The organism is Hydrogenophaga sp. 5NK40-0174, from assembly GCF_040372165.1.
Classification (GTDB): domain Bacteria; phylum Pseudomonadota; class Gammaproteobacteria; order Burkholderiales; family Burkholderiaceae_C; genus Hydrogenophaga.
In genome coordinates this window covers 1,155,579-1,166,981 of record NZ_BAABWG010000001.1, presented here as the reverse complement: position 1 = coordinate 1,166,981, position 11,403 = coordinate 1,155,579, and the positions used below count along the sequence as shown (strand labels likewise).

The 11,403-nt window shown below is 59.9% G+C and carries 9 protein-coding genes; 6 read left to right on the top strand and 3 right to left on the bottom strand.

The window, feature by feature from the left end:
* Positions 1–101: 101 nt before the first annotated feature.
* From carA to ABWV89_RS05345, 6 genes are all read left to right on the top strand, one after another.
* Positions 102–1,265 carry a glutamine-hydrolyzing carbamoyl-phosphate synthase small subunit gene (carA, locus tag ABWV89_RS05370; RefSeq protein WP_353395016.1) on the top strand — a complete coding sequence of 388 codons (1,164 nt, stop codon included), beginning with the start codon at positions 102–104 and terminating at the stop codon, positions 1,263–1,265.
* Positions 1,266–1,294: 29 nt separating this feature from the next.
* A complete protein-coding gene (locus ABWV89_RS05365; protein WP_353395015.1) occupies positions 1,295–1,657 on the top strand; it encodes a hypothetical protein in 363 nt (120 codons plus the stop codon).
* Positions 1,658–1,724: 67 nt separating this feature from the next.
* On the top strand, positions 1,725–5,009 hold the full coding sequence (gene carB, locus ABWV89_RS05360) for a carbamoyl-phosphate synthase large subunit (protein ID WP_353395014.1): 3,285 nt from the start codon (positions 1,725–1,727) through the stop codon (positions 5,007–5,009).
* A 163-nt stretch (positions 5,010–5,172) separates the two neighbouring features.
* Entirely contained in the window at positions 5,173–5,649 is a 477-nt protein-coding gene (gene greA / locus ABWV89_RS05355) for a transcription elongation factor GreA (RefSeq protein ID WP_353395012.1), read from the top strand.
* Positions 5,650–5,695: 46 nt separating this feature from the next.
* A complete protein-coding gene (locus ABWV89_RS05350; protein ID WP_353395011.1) occupies positions 5,696–6,133 on the top strand; it encodes a DUF4149 domain-containing protein in 438 nt (145 codons plus the stop codon).
* A gap of 42 nt (positions 6,134–6,175) precedes the next feature.
* Positions 6,176–6,994 carry a prohibitin family protein gene (locus tag ABWV89_RS05345; protein ID WP_353395010.1) on the top strand — a complete coding sequence of 273 codons (819 nt, stop codon included), beginning with the start codon at positions 6,176–6,178 and terminating at the stop codon, positions 6,992–6,994.
* Between the two features lie 135 nt (positions 6,995–7,129).
* Here the strand turns inward: ABWV89_RS05345 and folD are convergent, their stop codons facing one another.
* The 3 genes from folD to ABWV89_RS05330 form a co-directional block, all read right to left on the bottom strand.
* Positions 7,130–7,987: a bifunctional methylenetetrahydrofolate dehydrogenase/methenyltetrahydrofolate cyclohydrolase FolD gene (folD, locus tag ABWV89_RS05340; RefSeq protein ID WP_353395009.1), complete on the bottom strand. Its 858-nt coding sequence runs from the start codon at positions 7,985–7,987 to the stop codon at positions 7,130–7,132.
* 90 nt (positions 7,988–8,077) lie between these two features.
* A complete protein-coding gene (locus ABWV89_RS05335; RefSeq protein ID WP_353395008.1) occupies positions 8,078–8,704 on the bottom strand; it encodes a response regulator transcription factor in 627 nt (208 codons plus the stop codon).
* Complete coding sequence (locus ABWV89_RS05330) at positions 8,701–11,259, bottom strand: PAS domain S-box protein (protein ID WP_353395007.1); 2,559 nt, start codon at positions 11,257–11,259, stop codon at positions 8,701–8,703. The genes ABWV89_RS05335 and ABWV89_RS05330 overlap by 4 nt, the downstream gene beginning before the upstream one ends.
* Positions 11,260–11,403 lie beyond the last annotated feature (144 nt).

The following is an 11,403-nucleotide window of genomic DNA, read 5'->3' as shown; positions in this document are numbered from 1 at the left end:
TTTCACCCCGCGTGAAAGCCCTTGTGAGCGCGTGCCTCTCCTCTTCCGGATGTGCCCTCCAGGCGGGCGCGGGTGCGTCCAAACACCTTCTGGAGAACACCGTGCTTCCCGTCCACCCGAAAGCCCTTCTTGCGCTCGCCGACGGCACGGTCTTTACAGGCATTTCCATTGGCGCAGCCGGCCAGACGACGGGGGAGGTGGTGTTCAACACTTCCATCACCGGCTACCAGGAAATCCTGACAGATCCCAGCTACTGCCAGCAGATCGTCACGCTGACCTACCCACACATTGGCAACACTGGTGTGAACAGCGAAGACGTCGAGGCCGACCGCATCCAGGCGGCTGGACTGATCATCAAAGACCTGCCTTTGCTCGCGTCCAATTTTCGCAGCGAGCAAACCCTGAGTGAATACCTCAAGTCTCAGGGTACCGTTGCCATCGCCGACCTCGATACGCGCGCGCTGACGCGACTGCTGCGGACACAAGGCGCCCAGAACGGCTGCATTGTCGCCCTGGAAGCCGGTCAGGAAATCACCGACGAAGTGCGTGCCCGAGCCATTGCGGCGGCCAAGGCTGCTCCCAATATGGCCGGGAGTGACCTGGCCAAGGTGGTCACCACCGCAACGCCCTATGCCTGGACACAGACCGAATGGCAGCTTGGCTTCGGTTACGGCGAGCAGATCGCACCACGCTTTCATGTGGTGGCGCTGGACTTCGGCGTCAAGAAGAACATTCTTCGCATGTTGGCCGCACGTGGTTGCAAGGTCACCGTGGTGCCGGCGCAAACCAGTGCTGAAGACGTGTTCAAACTCAAGCCCAACGGGGTTTTCCTGTCCAACGGGCCTGGCGATCCAGAGCCGTGCGACTACGCAATCGCGGCTGCGAAAGACATCATCGACAGCGGCGTACCGACCTTCGGCATTTGCCTGGGGCACCAGATCATGGCATTGGCGTCCGGCGCCAGGACGTTCAAGATGAAGTTCGGTCACCACGGTGCGAACCACCCGGTCAAGGACCTGGATACCGGCAAAGTCTCCATCACCAGCCAGAACCACGGATTTGCGGTTGATGAAAAGTCGCTGCCCGACAACTTGCGCGCCACGCATGTCAGCCTTTTTGACGGCACATTGCAAGGCCTTGCGCGCACGGACAAGCCAGCGTTCTGTTTCCAGGGCCACCCGGAAGCGTCCCCCGGGCCGCACGACATTGGCTATCTGTTTGACCGATTTGTCGACAGCATGCAATCCCAGATGGCCGAAGCCTGATCTCGCACGAAAAAGGAAGGACCAGCCGCATGAAGCTCTACAGTTTTCCCGCTTTTGCCGTTGAAAAGGCCATTGCCAAACGCATGATGACGCTTGAGTCACCACACAAGGAGTGGTTCGCGCAGCGCTGGGCACAAAAGCCATACCGCAAGTCTTTCATCGAGAACAAGGCAATGCCTTTGATCACGCTGATTGCCAAAGGCAAGAGCTGGGACGACGAGACCTTTGATGCCGAGCTGGCCGACTGGGATGCCACATTTCAGCCCGCCGAGACTGAAGTCCTGCGCCCCATGGTTGAAGGCGATGGCCTGTTGCAGCTGATGCAGAAGAACGTTCCGGCCGAGCGTGTGCAGAAGCTGCTGGAGCACATCAAGCCGGTGCTTTCGAGCTGATTGCACACTGCGTCCAGTCTCCCTCCCCAACTACAACTCCAACGTACATAGCCTCACTGCAAACACCATGCCCAAACGCTCAGACATCAAAACCGTTCTCATCATCGGTGCTGGCCCCATCATCATCGGGCAAGCCTGCGAGTTCGACTATTCGGGCGTGCAGGCCTGCAAGGCGCTGCGTGAAGAGGGCTACAAGGTCATTCTGATCAACAGCAACCCCGCCACGATCATGACTGACCCGGACACGGCGGATGTGACCTACATCGAGCCGATTTCCTGGCAGGTCGTCGAGAAGATCATTGCGCGTGAGCGTCCCCGGTGTCCGGGTGGGTTCGCTGTGCTCCCGACGATGGGTGGGCAGACGGCACTCAACTGTGCGCTGGACTTGTGGCGCAATGGCGTGCTCGAGAAATATGACATCGAGCTGATCGGCGCCAAGCCTGAGTCCATTGACAAGGCGGAAGACCGGCTCAAGTTCAAGGACGCGATGACCAAGATTGGGCTTGGTTCTGCCCGCTCCGGTATCGCGCACACGATGGACGAAGCGTGGGCGGTGCAAAAGACGGTGGGCTTCCCGGTCGTCATCCGTCCAAGCTTTACCCTCGGAGGCACCGGCGGCGGCATTGCCTACAACAACGAAGAGTTCGAGACCATCTGCAAGCGCGGTATCGAAGCTTCGCCCACCAATGAGCTGCTGATTGAAGAGTCTCTGCTCGGGTGGAAAGAGTACGAGATGGAAGTGGTGCGCGACAAGGCGGACAACTGCATCATCATCTGCTCGATCGAGAACCTCGACCCCATGGGGGTCCACACGGGAGACTCGATCACGGTAGCCCCGGCACAGACACTGACCGACAAGGAATACCAGATCATGCGCGACGCCAGCCTGGCGGTCCTGCGTGAGATTGGTGTCGATACGGGTGGATCAAACGTCCAGTTTTCGGTCAACCCGAAAGATGGGCGCATGATCGTGATCGAGATGAATCCGCGCGTCTCGCGTTCTTCTGCGCTGGCATCCAAGGCAACCGGCTTCCCGATCGCCAAGGTGGCTGCCAAGCTGGCTGTGGGGTTCACGCTGGACGAGTTGCGCAACGAAATCACGGGCGGCGCAACACCTGCCAGTTTCGAACCATCCATCGACTACGTGGTCACCAAGATCCCACGTTTTGCCTTTGAGAAGTTCCCCACTGCCGACAACCGCCTGACCACCCAGATGAAGTCGGTGGGTGAGGTGATGGCCATGGGCCGTACGTTCCAGGAGAGCTTCCAGAAAGCCCTGCGCGGCCTGGAAGTTGGCGTGGACGGCATGAACGAGAAAACGCAGGACCGTGAAACGCTCGAGCGCGAACTGGGTGAGCCCGGACCAGAGCGCATCTGGTACGTCGGCGATGCTTTTGCCGCTGGTTGGTCTGTGGACGAAGTGCACCAGTTCACCAAGATCGACAAATGGTTCCTCATCCAGATTGAAGAGATCGTCAAGCTTGAACTGGCGATGGACGAGTTGACCGCTCAAAAGGGCGATGGTGCGCTGGCTTCGCTGGACGCCACCACGCTGCGCGGCCTGAAGAAGAAGGGTTTCTCGGATCGCCGTCTGGCCAAGTTGCTCAAGACCAACGAGCAAGCCGTTCGCGACCAGCGCAAGGCTCTGGGCGTTCGCCCGGTGTACAAGCGCGTGGACACTTGCGCGGCGGAGTTCGCCACGAACACGGCCTACATGTACTCCACCTATGAAGGGCATGGCGACGGCCAGTGCGAGGCGGAGCCGACCGACAAGCGCAAGATCATGGTACTTGGCGGCGGGCCCAACCGCATTGGCCAGGGCATCGAGTTCGATTACTGCTGTGTGCACGCGGCGCTGGCCATGCGTGAGGATGGGTTCGAGACCATCATGGTCAACTGCAACCCGGAAACCGTGTCCACCGACTACGACACCTCAGATCGCCTGTACTTCGAACCGCTGACGCTGGAAGATGTGCTGGAGATTGTCGAAAAGGAAAAGCCCGAGGGCGTGATCGTTCAGTATGGTGGTCAGACCCCGCTGAAGCTCGCGCTGGGGCTGGAGAAGGCTGGCGTGCCCATCATCGGTACAACACCAGACATGATCGACGCGGCAGAGGATCGCGAGCGCTTCCAGGCCTTGCTGAACCAGCTCAACCTCCTGCAGCCACCCAATGCCACCGCGCGCACCGAGCCAGAGGCTCTTGAGAAGGCTGAAAAGCTGGGCTACCCACTGGTTGTGCGCCCTAGCTACGTGCTGGGTGGCCGCGCGATGGAAATCGTGCACGAGCAACGCGACCTGGAGCGCTACATGCGCGAGGCCGTGAAGGTGAGCAACGATTCGCCTGTGCTGCTGGACCGCTTCCTCAACGACGCCATCGAGTGTGATGTGGATGCCATCCGTGATGCCAGCGGACGCGTTTTCATCGGCGGCGTGATGGAGCACATCGAACAAGCAGGGGTTCACAGTGGTGACTCAGGTTGCTCACTGCCACCGTATTACCTCTCCCAGGGAACGGTCGACGAACTCAAGCGTCAGACGGCAGCCATGGCTGCTGGCCTGAACGTGGTGGGCCTCATGAACGTCCAGTTCGCGATACAGGAAGTGGAAGAGGGCGGTCAGAAGAAGGATGTGATCTACGTACTGGAGGTCAACCCCCGCGCATCGCGCACGGTTCCGTTCGTCTCCAAGGCCACGGGCATCCAGTTGGCCAAGGTTGCTGCACGCTGCATGGCCGGGCGCAGCCTGGACGATCAGGCGGTTGGCGCAGAGGTCACGCCGCCCTATTTCAGCGTCAAGGAGGCGGTGTTCCCGTTTGTGAAATTCCCTGGTGTTGACACCATCCTGGGCCCAGAGATGAAGTCAACCGGTGAGGTCATGGGTGTTGGCCGGACCTTTGGCGAAGCCTTCGTCAAGAGCCAGCTTGGCGCCGGAACGCGCTTGCCCACCTCCGGCAAAGCCTTTCTGACGGTCAAGAACGGCGACAAGTCCCGTGCAGTTGAGGTCGCTCGTCAGCTGGTCGATATCGGTTTCTCACTCGTGGCCACTCGTGGCACTGCGGCCGCAATCGCTGAAGCCGGCATCCCGGTCGAGACGGTCAACAAGGTGGCCGAAGGTCGCCCTCATATTGTGGACATGATCAAGAACGGCGAAATCGACCTGGTGATCAACACCGTGGAAGAGCGACGAAACGCCATTGCCGACTCGAGGGCGATTCGCACCTCGGCCCTGCTGGCGCGTGTGACCACTTTCACGACGATTGCTGGCGCCGAAGCGGCGGTCGAAGGACTTCAGTTCCTTGACAAGCTGGACGTGATGTCTGTTCAGGACATGCACGCGGAGCTCCCGGCCTGAACGTGGCCCGGCCAGGTGCCGGGTACTGCCATGGCCGTTTTCAGTGCATAATGCACTCATACACCGCCGAACGGAAACGCTCGGCGGTTTGCTTTTTAACAGGGCTCGCCCCTACATCAACGCATGCCCCCGCCGGGGCATGTGCCATGTCTGGAGACCATCAATGGCCACCATTCCCATTACCAAGCGCGGCGCAGAGAAACTCAAGACAGAACTGCATCAGCTCAAAACGGTCGAGCGCCCGGCCGTGATCAACGCCATCGCCGAAGCCCGTGCGCAAGGCGATCTCAGCGAAAACGCCGAGTACGAGGCTGCCAAAGACCGTCAGGGTTTTGTTGAAGGCCGCATTGCCGAGATTGAAGGCAAGCTTTCAACAGCCCAGGTGATCGATCCTTCTTCACTCGATGCCGGAGGCAAGGTCGTGTTCGGTTCGACGGTCGACCTCGAAGACGAGGACAGCGGTCAGTCCGTGACCTATCAGATCGTGGGTGAAGATGAAGCCGACCTCAAGCTTGGACTGATCAACATCAGCAGCCCGATTGCCCGAGCATTGATCGGCAAGGAAGAGGGTGATGTGGCCGAGGTTCAGGCGCCTGGCGGTGTTCGTCACTACGAAATCGTGGCCGTGCGCTACGAATGAACCGTTGGCGTCTGTGGCAAGCATGAGAGCTCACCGGCTTCAAGCCATGATCGCAGCCCTTTGGTGGGGCGGGATCAGCGGGATCAGCTTTGTGGCGGTCCCCATGTTGTTCGCAAAGCTGGGAAGCCCGGCGGTGGCAGGGCCAGTGGCTGCCCGCTTGTTCTCTTTGCAGTCCATGGCAGGTCTTGTGCTCGGCGTTGTTCTCCTGGTTTTGCTCAGGCGACGGGAAAACAGCGACAACTCGGCCGCGTTGCAGGCGGCCCTGGTGTCCATGGGCTGGGTCTTGCTGGCCATGCTGGCAGCGATGGTGCAGGAGTTCGGCGTAGCGCACAAAATCCTCACGGCACGCGCCGCCGGCGAAAGCGTCAGGCTGTGGCACGGGCTGGGGACTGCGCTGGTGTTTCTCCAGTGGGTTGGCGCCGGGATGACATTGTGGCGAAGCCTGAACCACGCACCGGCACACGGGCAGGATCGAGCCAGCTGAACACCCAAGGCTCGGCTCAAGGGTTGAAGAGGAGTGACACGCATGAATACCAGCAATATCAAATGGCTTGGCAAGCTGATCGCCATTCCGGTTGTTCTGATCATTGCCTTGGTGCTGATCAATCCGATGCGCATCGTCGATGCCGGGACAAGAGGGGTGCTGACTACCTTTGGCAAGGTGGATCCAGTACCACTGGAAGAGGGCATTCACTTTGTGATGCCCCTGATCAGCCGTGTCCACATCATTGACGTTCGCCTGCAAAAGAGCCAGGGTCGAGGCGAAGCCGCCTCGCGTGACCTTCAACGGGTGCAGATATCGGCCGTGCTGAACTGGCGCCTGAACACCTCGCAGGTGGCGGATGTGTTTCAGAAAATTGGCAATGAAGAAGCGGTTGCGGTCCGTGTGATCGAGCCTGCCGCGCAGGAAGCCACCAAAGCCATTGCTGCGCAGTACACCGCCGAAGAGCTGGTGACCAAACGCATTGAGGTCAGTCAGCGAATTCGCAGCTCGCTGGAAGAGCGTCTCAAGCGCCACGGCGTGGAGATCGACTCACTGGCGGCGGTCAATTACGATTTCTCGGACGTGTTCGACCGTGCCATTGAGGCAAAAGTCGAAGCGGAGCAGAAGAAGCTGACCGCTGAGCGAGACCTTGAGCGCATCAAGGTGGAAGCGGCCCAGGCCCTGGCCAAGGCACAGGGGGAGGCCGAGGCACTGAAAGCCAAGCGGCTGGAAGTCACGCCTGAGTTGCTTCGTTTGAAGCAGCTTGAAAACGAGGCCGATGCCATCAGCAAGTGGGATGGCCGTTTGCCTCAGGTCACTGGCGGCGCAACGCCCTTTGTGCAGCTCAATGCACAGCAGTAGCAGCACGCTCTGAGGTGATGACAGCGTCCTGACTCTGGCTGGCCGAAGACCGAAAGAGCCTGCTCATTGAAATGGCAGGCTCTTTCTTTTTGGGGGCAGCCGGAGTTTCAGCTCGGGGTGTCTTGACAATGTGGCTCAGCGTTGACCGGCCGAGCGCTCGGCTGATTCGCATGTGTTGACCATCAACATGGTGATGGTCATCGGTCCCACGCCACCTGGAACCGGAGTGATCCAGCCAGCGACTTCCTTGACGCCATCAAAGTCAACGTCGCCACAGAGCTTGCCTTCTTCAGTGCGGTTCATGCCCACGTCCAGAACCACCGCGCCCGGTTTGACCATGTCCGCAGTGAGGAGCTTGCGCTTGCCCACGGCTGCGACGATCACGTCGGCTTGCAGCGTCATGTCCTTGAGATTCTTGGTGGCACTGTGGCAGATCGTGACGGTGGCGTTTTGCTGCAGGAGCATCATGGCCACAGGCTTTCCCACGATATTGCTGCGACCGATGACAACAGCGTGCTTGCCCTTGAGGTCGTAGCCGATGTGCTCGAGCATTTTCATGCAGCCGTACGGGGTGCACGGCCAGAAGCCGGGAAGACCTGTCATGAGGGCGCCCGCACTGGCGACGTGGAACCCATCGACGTCCTTTTCAGGCGCAATCGATTCGATCACCTTGGTGGCATCGATCTGTCTTGGTAGAGGGAGCTGAACCAGGATGCCGTGGATGTTCTTGTCTTCATTGAGCTCCTGGACCCGTGCCAGCAGCTCGGCTTCTGTCAGTGTGTCGGGCCACTTTTCGAGCACCGAATACATGCCAGTCTCCTCGCACGCACGCACCTTGTTTCTCACATAGACCTGGCTGGCAGGGTCTTCACCGACCAGAATGACGGCCAGTCCAGGGACAATGCCCCCTGCCTTGAGTGCTTTGACCCGGCCGCTGACTTCCTGACGAAGTTTTTGGGAGAGCGCCTTTCCATCGATGAGTTGTGCTGTCATGGTTCGAGGTGTCTGCAAAAAATGAGGCAATCTATAAACAACAAAGGGCCACTGCTGGTGTGGCCCTGAGTTTCAGTCCTTTGGAGTCTGTCAGCCTTTTGGCGCTGGCTGCCCCAAGGCAATCTTGAGCAGGTCGGCGACCGTATTGGCACCGAGCTTCTCCATGATGTTGGCGCGGTGCGCCTCCACCGTCTTGATGCTGATGCCCAGGTCATCGGCAATCTGCTTGTTCAGTCGGCCGGCAACAATGCGCTCGAGCACTTGTGACTCCCGACCTGTGAGCTTGGAGAGCAGGGCATCGCGGCTGGCAGCCTGCTGATGAGACTCGAATGCCTCGCGGGCAGTCTCCAGCATGCGTTCGACCAGTGCTACCAGCTGGTCTTCCTTGAATGGCTTCTGAATGAAGTCCAGTGCACCCTTCTTCATGGTCTCCACCGCCATGGGAACGTCACCGTGGCCCGTGATGAAAACGATGGGCAGGGGAGAGTGGCGCTCGATCAAGCGATCCTGCAGCTCCATGCCGCTCATACCGTCCATGCGGATGTCAGCGATCAGGCAAGCCACTTCACGTGGGTCGTAGCGGCTGAGAAAAGACTCTGCGGAATCAAAACAGCTGACCCGGAAATCCTTGCCCTCCAGCAACCACTGCAGGGAATCCCTGACTGCTTCGTCGTCGTCAACAACGTAGACCGTACCTTTTTTGGGAATCAGGCTCATGATGCTCTCTCTCTATCGGAATCAGAGGTATCCGTGCCGTCCTCAAGTCTGTCACCCGGCCGCAATTTGGAGTGAACCGGTATCCAGAAGCTGAAGCAGCACCCTGTAACTTCCTCTCCATTGTAGATGTTCTCGACAAGCATCCTTCCCTGGTGCGATTCGACGATGCTCCGGCACAGTTTGAGGCCGATACCCATGCCCTCACTCTTGGTGCTGTAGAAGGCCTCATAGATGCGTCCGATCATTTCGTCGGGGACACCTTTGCCGGAATCCCGCACGGCAAAATCAATGACTTCCTGCCCTTCAACCTGTCGTGGCGCCACGCGCAGCTCCACCCATCTCTCTCCTGGCGGGCGGGCTGCCTGGTTGATGGCTTCGCCGGCGTTCTTGAGCAAGTTGATGAGGACCTGTTCAATGAGAATCGGGTCGACCATCAACTTGGGCAGCCTGGCAGCGACGTAGGAGCTCATCCGTACGTGTTGACGGCGCAGCTCGATGTCGGCCAGCTCGATGGCGTTGCTGACCATCTGTGGGACATCTGAAGGCGATGGATTGGGCTCACTGCGTTTGACGAAGGCACGGATGCGCTGGATGATCTGACCCGCCCGATGGGCCTGCTTGGCCGTCTTGCCCAGTGCCCCGATCAACTCGTCCTCCGTGATGCGCTTCTCGGTCAGGCGCGAGATCATGCCCGTGCAGTAGTTGTTGATGGCGGTCAGTGGCTGGTTGAGCTCATGGGCTACGCTCGACGCCATTTCGCCCATGGTGATCAGGCGGCTGGCCGCCTGTGCACGCTCGGCCTGTCGGGCGGCCTGTTCTTCTGCCTTGCGACGGGGTGTGATGTCGGTGGCGATGATCATCTGTGCCAGCCGGCCATCCACCCAGGTCAGGTAGCGGCTGCGCACTTCGAGCCACCGGTCCAGATCTTCTACAAATATCTCGGCGTTCTCCGCGCCTGCATCGGTCAGTGACTCGGTGGGCATGCCGGCAAACACGTCGACCGTATCGTCGTGGTCATGTGTTGTGCTGGGGAGGTTTCCAGCCGTGTCGATCAGGCGACGATGTCCGCCGCCCTTGGTGCCGAACCACAGGCGATACATCTTGTTGGCAAACAGCAGCTCATCGCTGCCCAGTGGCGCCACCGAGACCGCCGCATCCAGACTCTCCAGAACGGTTGTGAAGCGATCGTAGGACGCAGTGAGCTCTTCGCGAATCCGCTTGGGCTCGGTGATGTCTGTCATGGATGTCATCCAGCCAGACTGAATGCCATCCGGATCGATCAGCGGGGAGACGTACATGCGTGCATCGAAAATGCTGCCGTTTCTCCGCCTGACCCGAACCTCAAAGCCGCCGGGCATGGATCGCCCCTGGATTTCGTCCTGCAGGCGGGACATCAGCATCTCGTGGTCTTCTTCTGGCCAGTATGGGAAGGGGGCGGTGCAGCCCACCAGTTCGTCCTCTGTCCAGCCTGTCATGGAACAGAATGCCGGGTTCACGTAGGTAATGCACCCGTTCATGTCCAGGGCCCGCATGCCGGTGAGCATGGAGTTTTCCATTGCGCGGCGGAAGTTGGTTTCCGTGATCAGCGCCTGTTGCGCCTGAACCCTTCGTCGAGTGTGGCGCCAGGTTCCCAGCAGCATCCATACGGTCAGTGCACTCAAGGCGCCAATGAGCCAGACCAGACCGTTGCCCACCATGTCTTGCGAGGTCCGGTAGGCCTGTGCCTTGATCACCAGGCCGTTGCCAACCGGTGATACCAGGGCCTGGTGTTCCTGCGGGCTCTTCGACCACGGCATCAGATTCTGCACGGTCGATGGTGTCTGAAGGTTGCCCGCCAGGACTCGCCCTTCGTCATCCATGAGGGCTACAGCATATTTCGCCATCACTTCAGGCGGCACGCCAAAGCGCAGCAGTCCGTCGATGGAGTACTCACCCATGATGGTGCCGGTGAACTTGCCCTGATCGCTCAGGGGGACCTGGAGCAGCAGCACGGTCTGGTGAGGCTCATCACCGAGCGGCCTCGAATAGATCGGCTGTCGCAAGTCGCGCGCCAGATCAAAGGATCCGTCTGTGTCTTCGGCACTCAGGGTGGCGCCAGCGGCCCGCATCATGCGGATGGGTGCGCTGGGGGACGCGTAGCTGGCGACCACCGTCCGCTTGTTGTCGACCCATGTGACGGCCTGCAACTCAGGGTACTGGTTGATGAGTGATTCGGCCTGGAAGACGAAATCTGCCAGTTCGATTTCTTTGCTGCTCAGGTCTCGGGCCAGCCGCATCAATTGCTCCTGCCGCTCGAGCAGGCGTAGGCGCAAGCGCTGTTGGGCGTATTCCACGTCCTGTGTGACGGCTTCTTGCTCCCTGTCCTGCTCCTCCAGGTGCAGGTAGGTCATGGCCAGTCCGATGACCGTGAGGAAAAGCAAGACGGCCAGCACAGGAGCCAGTGTGGCGACACGGTCCTGCCGGCTCGGAGGCAGGGCGCGCCACCAGCGCTTCCACCAGGGAGGGGTGGAGGCGCGTGGAGCGGAAGGGGCGGTGGGCGTGGTGGGCTTGTCCATTTCGCTGCCAAGTCTACGTGAACATGGCCCAGCTGCCTGGGAATCTGCTTGTCATCCAAGGCATGCGTACACAGGCACTGGTGCCGCCGATGCGGACTTCATGGCTCACTCAGCAAGTTCAGTATGGGCAGCCAGCCTGTCGCC

What these genes read in the sequence shown, in the direction of transcription:
- ABWV89_RS05365 (WP_353395015.1), top strand. Translation starts at nt 1,295, where the DNA reads ATGAAGCTCTACAGTTTTCCCGCTTTTGCCGTTGAAAAGGCCATTGCC.
- carB (WP_353395014.1), top strand. Translation starts at nt 1,725, where the DNA reads ATGCCCAAACGCTCAGACATCAAAACCGTTCTCATCATCGGTGCTGGC.
- greA (WP_353395012.1), top strand. Translation starts at nt 5,173, where the DNA reads ATGGCCACCATTCCCATTACCAAGCGCGGCGCAGAGAAACTCAAGACA.
- ABWV89_RS05350 (WP_353395011.1), top strand. Translation starts at nt 5,696, where the DNA reads ATGATCGCAGCCCTTTGGTGGGGCGGGATCAGCGGGATCAGCTTTGTG.
- ABWV89_RS05345 (WP_353395010.1), top strand. Translation starts at nt 6,176, where the DNA reads ATGAATACCAGCAATATCAAATGGCTTGGCAAGCTGATCGCCATTCCG.
- folD (WP_353395009.1), bottom strand. Translation starts at nt 7,987, where the DNA reads ATGACAGCACAACTCATCGATGGAAAGGCGCTCTCCCAAAAACTTCGT.
- ABWV89_RS05335 (WP_353395008.1), bottom strand. Translation starts at nt 8,704, where the DNA reads ATGAGCCTGATTCCCAAAAAAGGTACGGTCTACGTTGTTGACGACGAC.
- ABWV89_RS05330 (WP_353395007.1), bottom strand. Translation starts at nt 11,259, where the DNA reads ATGGACAAGCCCACCACGCCCACCGCCCCTTCCGCTCCACGCGCCTCC.